This is a genomic window from Micromonospora sp. WMMA1949, assembly GCF_027460145.1.
In the GTDB taxonomy this organism is placed as follows: Bacteria; Actinomycetota; Actinomycetes; order Mycobacteriales; family Micromonosporaceae; genus Micromonospora.
In genome coordinates this window covers 4,123,120-4,141,781 of record NZ_JAPZBG010000001.1, presented here as the reverse complement: position 1 = coordinate 4,141,781, position 18,662 = coordinate 4,123,120, and the positions used below count along the sequence as shown (strand labels likewise).

Sequence of the window (18,662 nt, the reverse complement as noted above, 5' to 3'; positions counted from 1 at the left end):
GACCGGGGCGAGGACGACCGGAGGCGGCGGTCGCGTGGGCACCGGTGGACGCCGGAGCGTCTGCTCCCGGACGGGTTGCGCCTCCCGCCGGGTCACCGGCCACCTCGCGGTCGCCGCCTCCACTCTATGGCCTCCGTCAGGGCAGGGTCCAGCGCTGGTTCGCCGCACCCGTGCAGGTCCACAGGTGCACCGCCGTGCCGTCGGCCGAGTTGTTGCCGGACACGTCCAGGCACTTGCCGGACTGCGGGTTGCGTACCGTCCCGTCGGCCTGCGCCGACCAGTTCTGCGCACCCGTGCCGTTGCACGCGTACAGCTGGATCTTCGTGCCGTTGGCGTTGCCACCGCCCGACACGTCGAGGCACTTGCCCAGCGCCTTCACCGGCCCGTTCGGCGTCACCGTCCACGCCTGCGCCGTCGAGCCGTTGCAGGTGTAGAGCTGGATCTGCGTCCCGTCGGCCGACGACCCGTTGCGCACGTCCAGGCACTTGCCGGCCAGGCCCTTGATCGGGCCGGTGCCGCCGCTCGCGGTGCCGCGGACGAGTGTGAAGTCGTCGACGTCGAACAGCCCGGAGCCGCTGCCGGTGAACGTCAGGTGCACGGTCTGTGTACCGGACGGCACGCCGGTGAGCGCGGTGCTCACGTCGGCGAACGTGGTCCAGCTGCCGGTGTTCGGCACCGCCACCTGGCCGAGCACCGGCCCGGTCGGCGAGCCGGTCCGCACCTGGAGCGTGCCACCCGGGCCGCCGGAGACCACCCGGGCGCGCAGCGACGTCACACCGGTCAGGTCCAGCCCCGGATACGCGGCCCAGTCGCCCGGGTCCACGTACCCCAGGGTCTGGCCGCCGTTGGCGCCGGCCTTGGGGTACGCGCTGACGCCGCTGGCCGATCCGAACGCCTCGGCCTGGACGGTGGTGTTGCCGGTCGGCGGCGGCGTGCCGCCGAGTTCCTTGATCCGGATGTTGCGGAACGACACGTCGTCGCCGGTGCCGTGGTTCTGGATGCCGACGTGCCCGGCGAGCGACCGGACCGGGTCGGTGTTGGTGAAGTCGTTGATCCGGACGCCGTTGAGGAACACCTGGAGTCGTTCCCCCTCGACCAGGATCTCGTAGGTGTTCCACTCCCCCGCCGGGTTGAGCGCCGCGTCCCGGGCCGCCAGGTCGGCGGACTTGAAGCCGTAGATCGCGCCGGTGGTCCGGTCGGCGGAGTCGGTGGGGTCGATCTGCACCTCGTAGCCGTTGTCGACCGCCGAGTTCGGGTCGCTCGACGGCGGGAAGCCGACGAACACGCCCGAGTTGTCGTCACCGGCCAGCCGCCAGTCCAGCTTCAGCGAGTAGTTGGTGAACTGCTTCGCGCTGTACCAGTACAGGCCCATGCCGCCGACCGAGGTGAGCGTGGCGTCGGCGTTGGTGAAGCTGCCCGGCCCGGCCTGGGACCAGCCGGTGGTGCCGCCGTTGTAGAGCGCGGTGTAGCCGGTCTCCGGCCGGCAGTCGGCCTTCGTGCGCCCGGCCGCGTAGCGGATGCCGCCGAGCAGGTGGTTGCGGAACGCCGCGTCGGCGTACGACGCCTGGGTGTGGCCGCCGCCGGTGTAGAAGGACCGGCCGCCGCTGTACGTCTTGCACCAGGCGTGCGGGTGGTCGCCGCCCATCGAACCCCCGGAGTACGAGGACTCGTCGAGGCTGGCGAGCACGTGCGCGGTGGAGCGGGCGTTGGTGCGGTAGTCGTACCACTCGTCGGTGCGGTTCCACTGCTGGGGCAGGTGCGCGGTCGCGGCGTGCGCCCGGTCCTCCACCTTGACGGTGGCCGGCTGGATGGCCGGGTGGGAGGCGAACCAGGCGCCGACCAGGTTGCCGTAGAACGGCCAGTCGTACTCGGTGTCGGCGGCGGAGTGGACGCCGACGTACCCGCCGCCGGCGCCGATGTACGCCTCGAACGCCGACTGCTGGCTGGCGTTGAGGACGTCGCCCGTGGTGTTGAGGAAGATCACCGCCTCGAAACGGGCCAGGTTGGCGGTGGTGAACTGGGCGGCGTCCTCGGTCGCGGTGACGGTGAAGCTGTTCGCCGCGCCCAGTTCCCGTACCGCCTGCACGCCGGTGGCGATGGAGTCGTGGCGGAAACCGGCGGTCTTGGAGAAGACGAGCACGTCGTAGGGGGCGTCGGCCGCGGTGGCCGGACCCGCGGGCGCCGTGCAGGCGATGGTGGCGAGGACGGCGGTCACCGCCCCCAGTGCGGTACGCAGGAGTTTCATCTGGTTCTCCTTCATCCTCAGGGCAGGGTCCAGCGCTGGTTCGCGGCACCCGTGCAGGTCCACAGGTGCACCGCCGTGCCGTCGGCCGAGTTGTTGCCGGACACGTCCAGGCACTTGCCGGACTGAGGGTTGCGCAGCGTCCCGTCGGCCTGCGCCGACCAGTTCTGCGCACCCGTGCCGTTGCACGCGTACAGCTGGATCTTCGTGCCGTCGGCGGTGGCGCCGCCGGAGACGTCCAGGCACTTGCCGAGCGCCTTCACCGTGGCGTTCGGGGTCACGGTCCACGACTGCGCCGTCGTGCCGTTGCAGGTGTAGAGCTGGATCTGGGTGCCGTCCGCGGTCGCCGCGTTGCGCACGTCCAGGCACTTGCCGGCCAGGCCCTTGACCGGGCCGGTCCGGACGGCCGAGGTGGTGAGCGTGAACGCGTCCAGGTCGTAGAGCGCCCCGCTGCCCCCGGCGAACGTCAGGTAGAGCGTGGTGGTGCCGGCCGGCGGATTGGCGATCGTGCCGGTGACTGTGGTGAACGTGTCCCAGGCGCCGGTGACCGGGACGGTGGCCGAGCCGAGCACGGTGCCGGTGGCCGAACCGGCCCGCACCTGCAGCGTGCCGCCGGCCCCGGCGGACGAGACCCGCGCGGTGAACCCGGTGGCGTCGGCGAGCAGGTACGGCTGGAACGCGATCCAGTCCCCGTTCTGGATGTCGCCGACGGTCTTGCCGCCCTCGGCGGTGGCCTTGTCGAACGTGTTGATCCCGGACGAGGTCCTGAAGTGCTCGGCCTGCCGGTGCCGGGGCTGGAGCGTGTGCTGGGTGTGCGTGGTGAGGCCGCCGGAGTCGGTGTACTCGGCGTCGAAGACGGCGAAGATGTTCGCCGCGTCGTCGTGCTCACCGTCGACGGGTACGGCGATCGAGCCGGTGCAGCCGGTCGCCGAGGTGATCTGGTGGCCGTGCTGGTCGTGGCCGAGCACGTAGGTCATCTTGACCTTCGTGCAGTCGATCGTGGCGTCCTCCGGGTCGGTGACGGTGATCCGGAACGGCACGGTGTCGCCGAAGGAGAACAGCTTGCCGTTGCCGGGCGTCTCGATGACCACTGTGGGCGCGGTGTTGCCGACGGTGACAGTCACGCTCGCGGTGCCGGTGGCGCCCTGCGGGTCGCGGACGGTGAGCGTGGCGGTGTACCTGCCGTTCGCGGTGTAGGTGTGCGAGGGGTTCGCCGCGGTGGAGGTGCCGCCGTCGCCGAACGTCCAGGCGTACGTGAGCGCGCCGCCCTCGGGGTCGGACGAGCCGGCCGAGGAGAACGCCACAGCGAGCGGCGCGGCGCCGGAGGTCCGGTCGGCGGCGGCGCGGGCCACCGGGGCGCGGTTGGCGCCGCCGAGGTAGTCGAAGCGGTACAGCGCCGAGTTGGCGTCGCCGTTGAAGTAGCCGGTGCCGTAGTCGAGCACGTAGTAGGCGCCGTCCGGGCCGAACGCGGAGTCCATCACCTGCTTGCCGGTCCAGCCGAACGTGTCGATGGTGCCGGGTGAGCCGTCGGCGTTGACGTGGATCGGCTTGATCCAGCCCCGGCCGAACTCGGTGGCGAAGAACTGCCCGTCGAAGGACTGCGGGAACTTCGTGGTGGACGGGTTCGCCGCGTCGTACCGGTAGACCGGGCCGCCCATCGGCGACTCGGAGCCGCCGCCGAACTCGGGCGGGCTGCCGGCGTCACCGGCGTAGCGGATCCAGGACGGCTTCGCCGCCGGCAGCGTGGCCAGGCCGGTGTTGCGGAAGGAGTTGTTCGTCGGACCGCCGGTGCAGTTGTACTTCGGTCCGGCGGTGCCGGTGGCGAAGTCCCATTCGGCGTACGTCTCGGCCGCCGTATTGGTGCCGGTGCAGTACGGCCAGCCGTAGTTGCCGGGCCCGGTGACCCGGTTGAACTCGACCTGCCCGGACGGGCCGCGGGCCGTGGTGGTGCCGGCGTCCGGCCCGTAGTCGCCCACGTAGACGACGCCGGTGGCTTTGTCGACGCTGATCCGGAACGGGTTGCGGAAACCCATCGCGTAGATCTCCGGACGGGTCCGCGCGGTGCCGGGCGCGAAGAGGTTGCCGGCCGGGATGGAGTACGTGCCGTTGGCGTTCACCTTGATCCGCAGGATCTTGCCCCGCAGGTCGTTGGTGTTGCCGGCGCTGCGCTGGGCGTCGTACCCGGGGTTGCGGTTGGCGCGCTCGTCGATCGGCGCGTAACCGGCGGAGTCGAACGGGTTGGTGTCGTCACCGGTGGACAGGTAGAGGTTGCCGGCGGCGTCGAAGTCGATGTCGCCGCCGACGTGGCAGCACAGCCCCCGGTCCGCCGGTACGTCGAGCACGTCGACCTTGCTGGCCTGGTTGAGCGTGAAGTCGGCGTTGAGCGTGAACCGGGAGAGCCGGTTGACGCCCTGCCAGGCGGAGAAGTCGGTGCCGGTGGCGGGCGCGTCCCCGGCCGGGGTGGACAGCGGCGGCGCGTAGTAGAGGTAGATGTGCCGGTTCGAGGCGAAGCCGGGGTCGACGCCGACGCCCTGGAGCCCTTCCTCGTCGTGGGTGTAGACCGGCAGCGTGCCGATGACAGTGGTGGCGCCGGCCGCGTCGGTGCGGCGCAGCGTGCCGTTGCGGGCGGTGTGCAGGACCGACCGGTCCGGCAGCACCGCGAGCGACATCGGTTCGCCGGTCTCGGCGACACCGCGGGCGAGTTCGACCTGCTGGAAGTCGCTCGCCGGGATCGGGTGGGCGGACGCCGGGACGGGCGCCGCGGCCGCGGTGACGGCGCTGGCGGTGGCCGCGAGCAGCAGCGCTGCGGCAGCGGCGAACGGTCGTCGGGCACGGGGGTGGTGGTGGCTGGACATGCTGTGCTGTCCTTCCTGACGCGCGCAGCCAGGACCGGGCGCGCGTCGCGCCGGATGCCGAGCGGGGGATGCTGCGCCTCGCCGAGGCGGGCGGTGCGGGGGCGGTCACCTCGACGAAACAGCGTTGTGCTGTGCACGACATTAAGACCTTTCGATCAGCGTGTCCATAGCTTCTGATCGATCGGCTTTCACTTTCGGCGCTCAGCGACAAAAGTAGGTGTCACTCGTGGCGGTCGACCGCCCGCTCCACGAGCCCGGCCAGCACCCGCCGCGCCGGCTCCGCCAGCGGCAGCGCCTCCAGCGCGAGCACCGACGCCTCGGCCCGGGTACGGATCATCCGCTCCACCGCATCCCGGGCGCCGGACTCCTCGACGATGCCCCGCACCTCGGCGGCACCCGCCTGATCGAGTTCACGATCGCCGACCAGCTTCTCCAGCCGGGCCGCGCCGGCCGGGGAGGCGGACGCCCGGGCCAGCGCCAGCAGCACCGTCGGCTTGCCCTCCCGCAGGTCGTCCAGGTTGGACTTGCCGGTCACCGCCGGGTCGCCGAAGACGCCGAGCAGGTCGTCACGGAGCTGGAACGCGTCCCCGAGCGGATCGCCGAACCCGGCCAGCGCCGCCACCTCCTCCGGCGCCGCGCCGGCGAGCGCGGCGCCGATCTGCACCGGACGGGTCACGGTGTAGCGGGCCGTCTTCAGCCGTACCACGGTGAGTGCGCCCGCCACCGAGCCGTCCCCGGCCGCCCCGACCACGTCCAGGTACTCCCCCGCGATCACCTCCGAGCGCATCCGGGCCAGCAGCACGTGCCCCCGGTGCAGCCGCTCGGGCGGCAGCCCGCACCCGTGGAACATCTGCGCCGACCAGGTGGCACAGAGGTCACCGCAGAGCAGCGCCGCCTGCCGCCCGTACGCCGTGGCGTCGCCCGGCCGGCCGGAGCAGGTGTGCAGGTCTGCGAAGAACCGGTGCAGCGTCGGCGCGCCCCGGCGGCGGTCGCTGCGGTCCACGATGTCGTCGTGGATCAGCGCGAACGCGTGGAACAGCTCCAGCGAGGCGGCGGCGGTCACGATCGGCGAGCCGTCCGGGCCACCGAACCCCCGCCAGCCCCAGTAACAGAACAACGGCCGCATCCGCTTACCGCCGGCCAGGACGAACCAGCGCACAGCGGTATGGACGGCCCCCGTACCGTCGTCCGGCCGATCCGGCTCTCTCGCGTCCAGGAACGCGGCTAGCGCGGCGTCGAAGCGGCCCCGCAGCAGGGCCGGATCGGTCGGTGCGACGGTTACGGTCATGGTGCCTCCCTGGCCAGCCCGGCGAGTTCGAGCAGCAACGCCTTCACATCGGTGGCCTCCACCCGGGGCCGGATCGCGGCCCGGTCGGAGCAGATCAGCACCGGGCCGTCCGCCGGGTCGGCGGGCAGGCGCCCGTGGGAACCACGTACCGCCCGCGCGCCCGCGTCCAGCCCCACCACGGACATCAGGTAGCGCAGCCCGAGCTTCTTGCGGGCCAGCGCCACCGCCGCGCGGCGCTTCGCCGCACCCGGCGCGGCCGGGTCGAAGAACAGCTCCGCCGGGTCGTAGCCGGGCTTGCGGTGGATCTCCACCAGCCGGGCGAAGTCGGGCGCCCGCGCGTCGTCGAGCCAGTAGTAGTACGTGAACCAGGCGTCCGGCTCGGCCACCAGCACCAGCTCGCCCGAGCGGGGGTGATCCAGCCCGTACCCGGCCTGCCCGGCGGCGTCGAGCACCTCGGCCACGCCCGGCAGCGACGCGCAGAGCTTCGCCACCGCCGGCACGTCCGCCGGATCCTTGACGTAGACGTGCGCCACCTGGTGGTCGGCCACCGCGAACGCCCGTGACGTCCACGGGTCGAGGTACTCCATCCCGGCCTGGGTGTAGACCCGCAACAGCCCTTCGGCGCGCAGCATCCGGTTCACGTCCACCGGGCGGGACACGTCGGTGATGCCGTACTCGGACAACGCCACCACCGTAGCTCGCTGCTCGGCCGCGGCGTCCAGCAGCGGAGCGAGCACGGTGTCCAGTTCGGCCGCCGCGGCGGCGGCCCGCGGGTCGGACGGGCCGAAGCGTTGCAGGTCGTAGTCGAGGTGCGGCAGGTAGACCAGGGTCAGGTCGGGGGCGTGGTCGGCGAGGATGCGCTGCGCCGCCCGGCTGATCCAGGCCGAGGACGGCAGCCCGGCGCCCGGCCCCCAGTAGCTGAACAGCGGGAACGTGCCGAGCGCGTCGGTGAGCGTGTCCCGCAGCTCGGGCGGGTCGGTCCAGCAGTCCGGCTCCTTGCGGCCGTCGGCGTGGTAGACCGGCCGTGGCGTGACCGTCCAGTCCACGTCCGCGCCCATCGCGTACCACCAGCAGACGTTGGCGACCCGGTAGCCCGGCTCGACGCGGCGGGCCGCCTGCCACACCTTCTCGCCGCCCACGAGCGCGTGGTGCTGCCGCCAGAGCAGCACCTCGCCCAGGTCGCGGAAGTACCAGCCGTTGCCCACCACGCCGTGCCCGGAGGGCAGCTCGCCGGTGAGGAACGTGGACTGCGCCGAGCAGGTCACCGCCGGCAGCACGGTGCCCAGTTCGGCCGCGAACCCGGCGTCGGCCACCGCGCGCAGCCGGGGCATGTGCGCCAGCAGCCGCGGCGTCAGCCCGACCACGTCGAGCACCACCAGCCGCCGGCTCACGAGGGCACGCCTTCCGCCGCTCGCAGGCCCGGAGCGCCCTGCGCGCCGCCGTCGGCCAGCCCGAGCGCGGTCAGCTCGTCGCGGGCGAACGCCAGCTCGGCGGCGATGCCGGCGGCCAGCTCCGCGTCGCCGCGCGGCCGCCGCGCCTCCGGCAGCACCCCCCAGGTGTACGTCTCGACGTCGAGGTGGTCGCAGCCGGCGACCGGGCCGGCGAACAACGCGGCGAGCGCCTCACGCAGCACCGGCACCGTCGAGCGCAGCGGCGGCTCGGGCGGGGCGTGCAACGGCACGTGGTAGTGCACCCGCCACGCCCCTGGTAGCCGCGCGTCGAGCGCGGCGTCGAGGTCGTCGGCCGCGTACGCCGGGTCGGCCGGGTCGGTGGCGCCGGCGCACCCGGCCGCCCGGGTCTGGTGCAGGAACCTCGGTTCGACGAACCGGCGCAGCGCCGCGCTCGCGCCCGCCGGGTCCGGCGCCTCGACGGCGGCGGACACCTGGACCTTGACCACGGGGAGACCGGCGGCACGCAGCCCGGCCAGGGCATCGGCCGGCTGCTCCCAGGCGCACGCCAGGTGTGCGAGGTCCAGGCAGATCCCGAGCCGGTCGGTATCCATGTCTGAGAATACCTCACATGCTTGTCCCGTCGACTCGACCAGGCAGCCGGGTTCCGGCTCGAAGCCGACCCGGATCACCCGGCCGGTCTCCCGCTGCACTGCGGCCAGTCCGTCGGCCAGCGCGTCCAGCCGGCGCCGGGCGGTGGCCGTCCGCCCGGCGTCCCACGGGGTGCGCCAGGCCAGCGGCAGCGTCGAGACCGAACCGCGGGCGGCGTCGTCGGGCAGCAGGTCGGCCAGCACCCGGGCCAGGTCCAGCGTGTACGCCGACCGCTGCGGCGTGGTCCAGTCCGGGTGGTACACCGCACCCTTGACCACCGGGGCCTGGAACGCGGCGTACGGGAAACCGTTGAGCGTGACCACCTCCAGCCCGCGTACGGTCAGCTCGTGCCGCAGCCGGCGGCGGGCCGACGGGTCGGCGGCGAGCGCGGCGGCCACCGGCGCGGCCAGCCAGAGGCCGAGCCCGAGCCGGTCGGCGTCGAGTGCCCGGCGCACCGCCACCGCGTACGTGTCGAGTTGCGCGACGATGCCGGGGAGGTCCTCGGCCGGGTGCACGTTCGTGCAGTAGCCGAGGTGGACGGTGGTGCCGTCGGTGTGTCGCAGCCGCATCACTGCCCCCCACGCGCGATCGAGTTGCCGGCGAAGGTGGGCGCGGCGGCCTCCAGGTCGGTCAGGTCGAGCCGGCCGGACTGGCCGTAGAACTCGACCGGGTTGCGCCACAGCACCCGGTCCACGTCGTCGGCGTCGAACCCGGCCAGCAGCATCGCCTCCCCGGTGGCCCGGGTCAGCAGCGGATCCGAGCGGCCCCAGTCGGCCGCCGAGTTCACCAGCATCCGCTCGGTGCCGTACCGCTTCAGCAGCTCCACCATGCGCGGCGGCGACATCTTCGTCTCCGGGTAGATGGAGAAGCCCAGCCAGCAGCCGGTGTCCCGGACCAGCTCGACTGTGACCTCGTTGAGGTGGTCGATCAGCACCCGGCCGGGCGCGATGCCGGACTCGGCGACCACGGCGAGGGTGCGCTCCACGCCGCGCGCCTTGTCCCGGTGCGGTGTGTGCACCAGCGCCGGCAGGTCGTGCGCGACCGCCAGGGCGAGCTGACCGGCCAGCGCGGCGTCCTCGGCCGGCGTCATCGCGTCGTAGCCGATCTCGCCGACCGCCACCACGCCGTCCTTGTCCAGGTAGCGGGGCAGCAGGTCGAGCACCGGCCGGCAGCGCGGGTCGTTCGCCTCCTTCGGGTTCAGCGCCACAGTGGCGTGGTGCCGGACCCCGAACTGGCCAGCCCGGAACGGCTCCCACCCGATCAGCGAGTCGAAGTAGTCCACAAAGCTGTCCACGCTCGTGCGCGGCTGGCCCAGCCAGAACGCCGGCTCGACCACCGCGCGGACCCCGGCGGCGGCCATCCGCTCGTAGTCGTCGGTGGTGCGGGACGTCATGTGGATGTGCGGGTCGAAGATGCGCATGTCACGCCTCCGTGGTGGGGATGGTCAGCCGGCGCAGCAGGTCGGTCGCGTCGGCGGGCATGGTCCGGCCGGCGGCCTGGCGCTCGGCGGCGTACGCGGCGAGCATCCGGGCCAGCTCGCCGTCGGCCCGCTCCGGCAGGCCGTCGACCACGGCGAGCGGCACGCCGGTGAACACGCACTTGAGCACCGCCTGCCGCCAGGTCGCCTGTTCCAGGTGCCGGGCGTACGGGCCGAGCGCGGCGGCTACCAGCCGGGTGTCGTTGGTGCGGATCGCGTCGTGCAGCAGCGGCACGCACTCCGCGCCGATCGGCAGCAGCGGCAGCGCGCGCAGCACCGCCCGCTTCTCGGCGGCGTCGCCCTGCCGGTAGAGCGTCTCCGCGGCGGCGGCGTGGCCGTGCGGCAGCGCGGTCAGCAGCAGCGCCCGGGCCGCCTCGTCGGCCGTCCAGCCCGGTGGGTCGGGCAGCGGCCCGCGACCGCACCGCCGGGCCGCGGTGGCGAAGAACCGCCCGACGGCCGTGGGCTCGGTGGCGACGCGGCGCAGCGCCGCGTCCAGCCACTGCGGATCGGGTACGCCCCGCAGCGCGGCGCGCAGTCGGTCGGGTGTCATGCCGTCTCCCCTCTACGGGTGGAAAGGTGGTGGGTCACCGCCCCTCGCCGCGCGAGGCGGCGGCGCGCAGGAAGTCCAGTGAGCGGGCGGCGACGGCCGGCGCGGCGTGCGAGTGGCGGGGCAGCTCGACCGCCACCAGGCCGCGGTAGCCGGCGTCGGCCAGGGCGCGCAGCACCGGCGGGAAGTCGATCTCGCCGGTGCCGAACTCGAGGTGCTCGTGCACGCCCCGGCGCATGTCGTCGATCTGCACGTTGACCAGGTGCTCGGCGACCGCCGCCACGCACCGCGGCACCGGCAGCGGCTCCAGGCAGCGGCAGTGTCCGATGTCGAGCGTGATGCCGAAGCCGGGCGGTTCGCCGAGCGCCGCGCGCAGGCGCCGCCACCCGGCGATGTCCTCGACGAGCATGCCCGGCTCCGGCTCGAAGCCCAGCGGCACGTCCACCTCCGCCGCCTCGTCGCAGACGGTCGCGCAGCCCGCGACCAGGCGGTCGGCGGCGACGTCTGGCGGTACGCCGGGCGGGCGTACGCCGGCCCAGAAGGAGACCGCCTCCGCGCCCAGGTCGGCGCCGATCCGCACGGCCCGGCGCAGGAACTCCACCCGGCGCGCGGGGTCGTCGTGCAGCAGCGTCGGCGCGTGCTTGTGCCACGGGTCCAGCAGGTAGCGGGCGCCGGTCTCGATCACCACGGCGAGCCCGAGCGCGTCCAGCCGGCGACGCACGGCGGCGACCCGGCGGATCAGCCCGGGGGCGAACGGGTCCAGGTGGTCGTGGTCGAGGGTGAGCGCGACGCCCACGTACCCGAGGTCGGCGAGGACCGCCAACGCGTCACCGAGCCGGTGGTTGGCGAAGCCGTTGGTGCCGTACCCGAAGCGCAGCGCGCCCGGGCCGGACAACGGTTCGGCAGTCACGTCGGGGAGAGCGGTCATGTCGGCGAGATCAGTCGGGCCAGGCGGCGGCCGAGCGGAGCGGCCCCGGCCACGGCGAGGCCGAGCAGCCGCGCCCCGGCGCGGGCGGTCAGCGCGCCCTGCAACGCGGGCAGCCCGGTGATCCCGGCCCCGACGGCGGCGCGTACCCGGCCCGGTGACGGGTCGGCGAGCACCCGCGCCTGGGCCCGGCCGTAACGGGCGACGTATCCGGCCGCGAGGACGGCAGGCACGAACTCACCGAGCCGAAGGAAGGGCCCCCTCTTGACGCATCCGGTGGAGGAGGGGGCCCCGCTCAACACGGTGGGCCGGGCCGGGGTGGCGAGCGCGATCAGCGCGGTGCCGGCCAGCGTGAGGCCGGGCAGCCGCCGATCCGCGCCGGTCACCTCGCGGCGGGACAGCGCGGTCACGGTCCAGGTGTGCGCCGCGACGGTGAGCGCGGCGGGCAGCGCCCGGACCACCCGGCCGCCGGACGCGCCGAGCAGCACGTCCAGCCCTCGGCAGGCGGCCATCACCGCGGGCCCGGCGGCGGTGTTCTTCGCGCGCAGGTCGTACCCCCAGATCGTGGCGGCGAGCGGGAGCGCGACGGCGGCCGCCCGGCGGCCCCCGGCGGCGGTGGCGACGGCGAGGCCGGCTGCGGTCAGGCCGGACGCGACGCCGAGCGCGACGGACGGGCGCACCCGGCCGGACGGGATCGGCCGCTCCGGCCGCTCGACCGCGTCCAGCCGCCGGTCCGCCCAGTCGTTGGCGGCCATCCCGGCCCAGTAGAGCAGCACCGACGCGCCGGCCAGGGCCGGTGTGCGCGGGCCGAGCGCACCGGCGGCCGCCGCGCCGGAGAGCACATCCCCCGGTACGGAGAGCGCGGCGGGCGCACGGACCAGTTCGGCCAGGTCGGCCAGGCGGGTCACGGCGTCACCCGGGCGTGCAGGTCGGCGACGAAGTCCCGCAGCACCGTCCACTGGTCGCCGAGGGCGTGGCCGGTCGTGCCGAGCGGATCCTTGAAGAAGAACGCCAGCTCGGTCAGCGGGCCCTCGCGCCCGGCCGCGTGGGCGGCGGCGGTGAGCCGGGCCAGGTCCAGCACGAGCGGCGCGGCCAGCGCGGAGTCGCAGCCGTGCCAGGTGAACTCCATCCGCATGCCGGTGCCGAGAAAACCGGCGAACGTGACCAGGTCCCAGGCGGTCTTGAAGTCGCCGAGTTCCTCGACGTACTCGATCCGGGTGTGGCCCTGCGGCAGGTAGCCGAGCGTCTCGGCGAGCACCCGCTGTTTGCTGCCCACCTTCGCGGCGTTGGCGGCCGGGTCGGCGAGCGTGGCGCCGTCGCCGCCGCCGAGCAGGTTCGTGCCGGACCAGGAGCGCACGGCCAGGTGGCGCATCGCGAACATCGGCGCGAGCACCGACTTGAGCAGTGTCTCGCCGGTCTTGCCGTCGTGCCCGGCGTACGGCAGTCCGCGTTCGGCGGCCAGCGCGGCCAGGGCCGGCAGCCGGGCACCAGTCGACGGGGTGAAGTCCACGTACGGGCAGCCCGCGGTGAACGCCGCGTACGCGTACGCGGAGCTGGGCGGCAGCACGTCGGCCGGGCCGGTCAGCGCGTCCCGCAGCGCGGCCGGGTCGCTGTGGGCCGGATGCGGGGCGGTCGCCGGTTCGGTGGCGGCGACGTTGACCATCACCACCCGGTTCAGCCCGTGCCGGGTGCGGAACTCAGTCAGGTCGCGTACCACGGCGGCGATCCGCTCGCCCTGGTCGCCGTCGGTGGGTGCGGGCCGCAGCGACGCCTCGACGGCGGCCAGGTCGGGCGCCACGGCGTCGGCCAGCCGGGCGGGCAGCACCCCGGCGGCGGCGAGCGCCTCGGCGCGTTTGGTAAGCGGGGCGGCGACCACGTCGTGGCCGCCGAAGACGAGATCGGCGAAGCCCGGCAGGGCGGGCCCGCGCAGGGCGGGCAGCTCGGTCACGCAGCCGGTCGGCGCGGTGAGCCCGGCCCGCAGGGCCAGCCCGCCGACCACGGCGGTGGTGGCGACCGAGCCGCGCGCACCCACCAGCCAGACACCCGTACGCATTCGCGCTACCTCCCCAGGTAAGGCCGGTCCACCGGTGCGGCCGGGGAATCCCGGTCCGGCCGCACCGGAGGGCCGTGCTGGTCGTGCCGGCGGACACCGGCGGCACGCTCCCCGGAGCCGGCCTCGTCCCCGCCGCGGGGCGCAACCGCGGGCGGGCCCTCGCCGGCCGGCGCCGGTGAGTGTCGGGCGGGCCTGGCCCGCCTCGGGTCAGGCGGAAGCTTCGGCCAGCGCTGGCTCCACCTCCGTCCAGGCGGCCCGCTCGGCCGAGCGGGTCACCGCGTCGAGCACGAGCTGGACCTGCAACGCGTCGGCGAACGACGGGGCCGGGTCGGCGCCGGTGGCGACCGCCTCCACGAAGTCGCGCGCCTGGTGGGTGAAGGAGTGCTCGTAGCCGATGATGTGGCCGGGCGGCCACCACGCACCCAGGTACGGGTGGTCCGGCTCGGTCACCAGGATCCGGCTGAAGCCCTGTTCGGCGGCGGGCCGGGTGGCGTCCAGGAACTCCAGCTCGTTGAGGCGTTCCAAGTCGAACACGACACTGCCGCGCGAGCCGTTGATCTCGACCCGCAGGGCGTTCTTGCGGCCGGTGGCGAAGCGGGTCGCCTCGTACGTGGCCAGCGCTCCCCCGTCGAGCCGGGCCACGAACACCGCCGCGTCGTCCACCGTCACCTCCCCCATGGCGCTGCCGTTGCCGTCGGCCTGCGCGGCCAGGCCGCTCGACCCGGCGACCAGTGGCCGCTGGCGCACGAACGTCTCCGTCAGCGCGCTGACCCCGGTGATGAGCTGACCGGCGACGTACTGGGTCAGGTCGATGATGTGCGCGCCGATGTCACCGAGCGCGCCGGAGCCCGCCCTGTCCTTCTGCAACCGCCACACCAGCGGGAACTGCGGGTCGACGATCCAGTCCTGGAGGTAGGTCGCCCGCACGTGCCGGATCTCGCCGATCCGCCCCTCGGCCACCAGCTGCCGCATCAGGGCGACAGCGGGCACCCGCCGGTAGTTGAAGCCGCACATCGCGCGTACCCCGGACGCCCGGGCCCGGGCCGCGGCCTCGGTCATCTCCCGGGCCTCGGCGACGCTGTTCGCCAGCGGCTTCTCGCACAGCACGTGCTTGCCCGCGGCGAGCGCGGCGAGGGCTATCTCGCGGTGGCTGTCCCCCGGCGTGCAGATGTCGACCACGTCGATCTCGTCGGACTCGACGAGCCGCCGCCAGTCGGTGGTGTAGCCGTCCCAGCCGAGCCGGTCGGCGGCCTCGGCCACCTTCGGTTCGTCGCGGCCGCAGACGAGCGTCATCCGCACCCGCGCCGGCAGGTCGAACACCCGGTTCACGGTGCGCCACGCCTGGGAGTGCGCGGCGCCCATGAACGCGTAGCCGACCATGCCGACCCGCAGGATGCTGTCGTGACTGGACAAGGTGGGTCTCCCCCCGTGTGTCAGAACCCGAGCTTCAGGTAGTCGCTCGCGTTCTCCTTGGTGATTGTCTCGGAGGCGAGGACGATCTCCTTCGGTACCTGGAGTTCGACCAGGTCGGACATGCCCTTGCCCTGGCCGATCAGGCGGGCCAGGGAGATGGCCGAGGAGGCCATCGACGGGCTGTAGGTGACTGTGGCCTTGAGGACCGTGTTGTCGGCGGCGATGTCCTCCATGGCCTTCTTGGAGCCGGCGCCGCCGACCATGATGAATTCCTTGCGGTTGGCCTGGTTGACCGCCGCGAGCACGCCGATGCCCTGGTCGTCGTCGTGGTTCCAGACCGCGTCGATCTTCGGCAGTGCCTGGAACAGGCCGGTCGCGGCCTGCTGGCCGGAGTCGACGGTGAACTCCGCCGGCCGCCGGTTGGCGACCTTGAACCCGTACGAGGCGAGCGTGTCGGCGAACCCCTTCGAGCGTTCCTGGGTCAGCTCCAGCGACTCGATGCCGGGGATCTCGCCGATCACCGGGTTGCTCACGCCCTTGGCCTTGAGCTGCTCGGCGATGTAGGTGGCGGCGGCCACCCCCATGCCGTAGTTGTCGCCCTTGATCTGGCACCGGTAGGCGCGCGCGTCCGGGAAGGCGCGGTCCAGGTTCACCACCGGGATGCCGGCCTTCATCGCCTCCAGGCCGAACGCGTTGAGTTCCTTGCCGTCGTGCGGCAGCAGCACGATCACGTCGGGCTTCTGCGAGATCAGCGTGGACAGCGCCGCCCGCTGGGCCGCCGCGTCCGCGCCGGCCTCGACCGACTTCAGCTCCACGTCCTGGTACGCCCCGGCCTGCGCCTTGGCGTTGTTGGTGATGGCAGCGATCCAGCCGTGGTCGGCAGCCGGGGCGGAGAAGCCGATGGTCACCTTCTTTCCCGGCTCGGTGTTGGCGCCGGAACCGGCCGCCTTGGTCTGCGCCTCGGTCGGGCTCTGCTCGTTGCTGGTGCAGCCGGCGAGCAGCACCCCGGCGGAGACGGCGGCCCCGCCGAAGAGCAGCCGGCGGCGGGACAGGTCATGGCGCGGTGTTCTCATGACGCCTCCTGGGATGAGGTGGTGGGGTGGTTTCGGGTGTGGCGGGCCGGACCACTGTCGGTGCGACGGCGGCCGGGGGTGTGCGAATGGGATCAGGTGGTGGTGGCCCGGTTGCGGGCGAGGAACTGGGTCAGGCTGCCGAACTGCACCTGCTGGACCAGGACGGCGGCGACGATGATGCCGCCCTTGACCATGTTCTGGGCCTCGGCGGACAGGTTGTTGATGGCGAACAGGTTGGTGATCGTGGAGAAGATGATCACCCCGAGCAGGGAACCGATGATCGTGCCCCGCCCGCCGCTGAGCAGCGTGCCGCCGATGATCGCGGCGGCGATCGCGTCCAGCTCGTAGAGGTTGGCCATCGCCGCCTGCGCGGAGGTGGCCTGCGCGGTCAGCATGACCGCGGCGATGCCGCAGCACAGGCCGGAGAGCGCGTAGAGGAGCACCGTGTGCCGGCGGACGTTGATGCCGGCGAGCCGGGCCGCCTCGGGGTTGCCGCCGACCGCCACCGTACGGCGGCCGAACGTGGTGCGGTTCAACAGCACCCAGCCGGCCGCCACCACCGCCACCAGGATGTACACGAGCAGCGGGATGCCGAGCACGTTCGTGCTGGCGATGCCGTTGATGAACGTGTTGCCGGACACCTGGGTCTGCTTGTCGGAGATCTCCGCCGCCAGCCCCCGGGCGGCGACGAGCATGGCGAGCGTGGCGATGAACGGCACCAGCCGTCCGTACGAGACGAGCAGCCCGTTCACCACGCCGACGGCGAGCCCGACGGTGAGCGCGGTGAAGATCATGCCGCCCGCGCCGTAGCTCTGCGTGGCCACTGTGGTGCACCAGACCCCCGCCAGCGCCACGATCGCGCCGACCGACAGGTCGATGCCGCCGCCGATGATCACGAAGGTCATACCGACGGTGACCACGCCGACCACCGAGGCGAGCTTGAGGATGGTGAGCGTGTTGCCCCACACCCAGTTCGCGTCACCGTAGAGGTCGGGGCGGGTCAGGATGCCGATGACCACCAGGACGACGAGCGTGGCGAGCAGGCCGAGGTTGCGCTTGACGCCCTCCCCGCCGTCGCCGCGCCACCAGGAGAGCCGCGCCGGCGCGTCGACCTTGGCGGTCTCCGCCCGTTCCACCGGCGGCGACTGCGCGGGCAGCGAGGTGTCAGTGGCTTCGCTCATGCCGGTGCGCCTTCCATGAGGGACCCCGCCATGACGAGGTCGAGCACGGTGTTCTCGTCCAGTTCGCCGGCCGGGGCCTCGCGGACCACCCGGCCCTCCCGCATCACCAGCACCCGGTCGGCCAGGCCCAGCACCTCGGGCACCTCGCTGGAGACCAGCAGCACCCCGACGCCGCGGGCGGCCAGGTCACGGATCACCTGGTACAGCTCGGCCCGGGCGCCCACGTCCACGCCCCGGGTCGGCTCGTCGAGCAACAGCAGCCGGGTGTCCCCGAGCAGCCACCGCCCGACCACCACCTTCTGCTGGTTGCCGCCGGAGAGCGTGCGCACCGGCCGGCGTACGTCCCGGGGCCGCAACTCCAGCGACGCCGCGATCCGGTCGGCCTCGGCGCGTTCCCGTCCGGCGTCGGTGAACCCGAGGCGGGCGTACCTGCTGAACGTGGCGAGCGTGACGTTGCGGTAGATCGGTTCGCCGAGCAGCAGCGCCTGACTCTTGCGCTCCTCCGGCGCCATGCCCATCCCGGCCCGTACCGCGGCGCCCACGCTGCCCGGACGCAACACGCGGCCGTCGACCCGGACCGTCCCGGCCTGCGCCCGGCGCGCGCCGAAGATGGTCTCCAGCAGCTCCGAACGGCCGGAACCGACCAGCCCGGCGATGCCGACGATCTCGCCGGCCCGGACCCCGAGCGAGACGTCGGCGAACTCGCCGTGCCGGGTCAGCCCGTCCACCCGCAGCAGTTCCGCACCGCCCCCGTGGTCGGCCGGACGCTGCGGGAAGACGTACTCGATGGTCCGCCCGGTCATCCGGGCGACCAGATCGCGGGTCGGCGTCTCGCGGGCCGGCAGGCTCGCCGCCGTGGTCCGGCCGTCCTTGAGTACGGTGACCCGGTCGCCGATCTCGCGGATCTCCTCCAGCCGGTGCGAGATGTAGATGACCGCGATGCCCTGCGCGGTGAGTTCCCGGATGATCCGGAACAGGTTCGCCACCTCGTCGTGGGCCAGCACCGCGCTCGGTTCGTCCATGATGATCAGCCGGGCCTCGTGGGACAGCGCCCGGGCCATGCTGACGATCTGCTTGCCCGCGGCGGGCAGGTGCCGCACCAGGCGGCCGGGCGGGATCTCCGGGTGGCCGAGCCGGGCCAGGATCTGCCGGGTACGCCGGGCCATGTGCCCCCGCCGGACGAAGCCGAACCGGCGCGGCTCGTGGCCGAGGAACGCGTTCTCCGCCACCGACAGGTCGTCGACCAGGTCGAGTTCCTGGTAGATGGTGGCGATGCCGGCGCGCATGGCGGCCTGCGGGTTGGCGAACGACGCCGGCTCGCCCCGCCACAGGACCTCGCCGGAGTCCGGCCGGTGCACCCCGGCCAGCACCTTGATCAGGGTGGACTTGCCGGCGCCGTTCTGTCCCAGCAGGCAGTGCACCTCACCGGCCCGTACCTCCAGCTGGACGCCGTCGAGCGCGCGTACCCCCGGGAACGTCTTGACCACGTCGGTGAGGCGCAGGACCACCTCGCCCGCGACGGCGTCGGCGGGCGCCTCGACCAGTGGCGTGCCGGTGTCGCTCATGCTG

Annotated in this window: 14 protein-coding genes; all 14 read right to left on the bottom strand. The window is 73.5% G+C overall.

Annotated features, from left to right (window positions below):
• Positions 1 to 136: 136 nt before the first annotated feature.
• Positions 137 to 2,245, bottom strand: coding sequence for a ThuA domain-containing protein (locus O7607_RS19580; protein ID WP_269704645.1), 2,109 nt, complete (start codon positions 2,243 to 2,245; stop codon positions 137 to 139).
• A gap of 17 nt (positions 2,246 to 2,262) precedes the next feature.
• On the bottom strand, positions 2,263 to 5,097 hold the full coding sequence (locus tag O7607_RS19575; RefSeq protein WP_269704644.1) for an RICIN domain-containing protein: 2,835 nt from the start codon (positions 5,095 to 5,097) through the stop codon (positions 2,263 to 2,265).
• A gap of 220 nt (positions 5,098 to 5,317) precedes the next feature.
• Positions 5,318 to 6,385, bottom strand: coding sequence for a polyprenyl synthetase family protein (locus O7607_RS19570; RefSeq protein WP_269704643.1), 1,068 nt, complete (start codon positions 6,383 to 6,385; stop codon positions 5,318 to 5,320).
• Positions 6,382 to 7,776, bottom strand: a complete 1,395-nt coding sequence (locus tag O7607_RS19565; RefSeq protein WP_269704642.1) for an alkaline phosphatase family protein — start codon at positions 7,774 to 7,776, stop codon at positions 6,382 to 6,384. The genes O7607_RS19570 and O7607_RS19565 overlap by 4 nt, the downstream gene beginning before the upstream one ends.
• Positions 7,773 to 8,993, bottom strand: coding sequence for a metabolite traffic protein EboE (eboE, locus tag O7607_RS19560; RefSeq protein WP_269704641.1), 1,221 nt, complete (start codon positions 8,991 to 8,993; stop codon positions 7,773 to 7,775). The genes O7607_RS19565 and eboE overlap by 4 nt, the downstream gene beginning before the upstream one ends.
• Positions 8,993 to 9,844: a TatD family hydrolase gene (locus O7607_RS19555; protein ID WP_269704640.1), complete on the bottom strand. Its 852-nt coding sequence runs from the start codon at positions 9,842 to 9,844 to the stop codon at positions 8,993 to 8,995. The genes eboE and O7607_RS19555 overlap by 1 nt, the downstream gene beginning before the upstream one ends.
• Position 9,845: 1 nt before the next feature.
• Positions 9,846 to 10,451: an EboA domain-containing protein gene (locus O7607_RS19550; RefSeq protein ID WP_269704639.1), complete on the bottom strand. Its 606-nt coding sequence runs from the start codon at positions 10,449 to 10,451 to the stop codon at positions 9,846 to 9,848.
• A gap of 34 nt (positions 10,452 to 10,485) precedes the next feature.
• A complete protein-coding gene (locus O7607_RS19545; protein WP_269704638.1) occupies positions 10,486 to 11,376 on the bottom strand; it encodes a sugar phosphate isomerase/epimerase family protein in 891 nt (296 codons plus the stop codon).
• A complete protein-coding gene (locus O7607_RS19540; RefSeq protein WP_269704637.1) occupies positions 11,373 to 12,281 on the bottom strand; it encodes an SCO3242 family prenyltransferase in 909 nt (302 codons plus the stop codon). The genes O7607_RS19545 and O7607_RS19540 overlap by 4 nt, the downstream gene beginning before the upstream one ends.
• Complete coding sequence (locus tag O7607_RS19535) at positions 12,278 to 13,426, bottom strand: inositol-3-phosphate synthase (RefSeq protein ID WP_269704636.1); 1,149 nt, start codon at positions 13,424 to 13,426, stop codon at positions 12,278 to 12,280. Before O7607_RS19535 ends, O7607_RS19540 begins: the two co-directional genes overlap by 4 nt.
• Before the next feature lie 207 nt (positions 13,427 to 13,633).
• On the bottom strand, positions 13,634 to 14,806 hold the full coding sequence (locus O7607_RS19530) for a Gfo/Idh/MocA family protein (protein ID WP_433496187.1): 1,173 nt from the start codon (positions 14,804 to 14,806) through the stop codon (positions 13,634 to 13,636).
• A gap of 53 nt (positions 14,807 to 14,859) precedes the next feature.
• Positions 14,860 to 15,912 (bottom strand): substrate-binding domain-containing protein, encoded by a 1,053-nt coding sequence (locus tag O7607_RS19525; protein ID WP_073831219.1) that lies wholly within the window; start codon positions 15,910 to 15,912, stop codon positions 14,860 to 14,862.
• Between the two features lie 92 nt (positions 15,913 to 16,004).
• Entirely contained in the window at positions 16,005 to 17,093 is a 1,089-nt protein-coding gene (locus tag O7607_RS19520) for an ABC transporter permease (protein WP_269704634.1), read from the bottom strand.
• Positions 17,090 to 18,658: a sugar ABC transporter ATP-binding protein gene (locus O7607_RS19515; RefSeq protein WP_269704633.1), complete on the bottom strand. Its 1,569-nt coding sequence runs from the start codon at positions 18,656 to 18,658 to the stop codon at positions 17,090 to 17,092. The genes O7607_RS19520 and O7607_RS19515 overlap by 4 nt, the downstream gene beginning before the upstream one ends.
• Positions 18,659 to 18,662: the final 4 nt, after the last annotated feature.

What these genes read in the sequence shown, in the direction of transcription:
- O7607_RS19580 (WP_269704645.1), bottom strand. Translation starts at nt 2,245, where the DNA reads ATGAAACTCCTGCGTACCGCACTGGGGGCGGTGACCGCCGTCCTCGCC.
- O7607_RS19570 (WP_269704643.1), bottom strand. Translation starts at nt 6,385, where the DNA reads ATGACCGTAACCGTCGCACCGACCGATCCGGCCCTGCTGCGGGGCCGC.
- O7607_RS19550 (WP_269704639.1), bottom strand. Translation starts at nt 10,451, where the DNA reads ATGACACCCGACCGACTGCGCGCCGCGCTGCGGGGCGTACCCGATCCG.
- O7607_RS19575 (WP_269704644.1), bottom strand. Translation starts at nt 5,097, where the DNA reads ATGTCCAGCCACCACCACCCCCGTGCCCGACGACCGTTCGCCGCTGCC.
- O7607_RS19525 (WP_073831219.1), bottom strand. Translation starts at nt 15,912, where the DNA reads ATGAGAACACCGCGCCATGACCTGTCCCGCCGCCGGCTGCTCTTCGGC.
- O7607_RS19545 (WP_269704638.1), bottom strand. Translation starts at nt 11,376, where the DNA reads ATGACCGCTCTCCCCGACGTGACTGCCGAACCGTTGTCCGGCCCGGGC.
- O7607_RS19515 (WP_269704633.1), bottom strand. Translation starts at nt 18,658, where the DNA reads ATGAGCGACACCGGCACGCCACTGGTCGAGGCGCCCGCCGACGCCGTC.
- O7607_RS19555 (WP_269704640.1), bottom strand. Translation starts at nt 9,844, where the DNA reads ATGCGCATCTTCGACCCGCACATCCACATGACGTCCCGCACCACCGAC.
- O7607_RS19520 (WP_269704634.1), bottom strand. Translation starts at nt 17,093, where the DNA reads ATGAGCGAAGCCACTGACACCTCGCTGCCCGCGCAGTCGCCGCCGGTG.
- O7607_RS19530 (WP_433496187.1), bottom strand. Translation starts at nt 14,806, where the DNA reads ATGGTCGGCTACGCGTTCATGGGCGCCGCGCACTCCCAGGCGTGGCGC.
- O7607_RS19535 (WP_269704636.1), bottom strand. Translation starts at nt 13,426, where the DNA reads ATGCGTACGGGTGTCTGGCTGGTGGGTGCGCGCGGCTCGGTCGCCACC.
- eboE (WP_269704641.1), bottom strand. Translation starts at nt 8,993, where the DNA reads ATGCGGCTGCGACACACCGACGGCACCACCGTCCACCTCGGCTACTGC.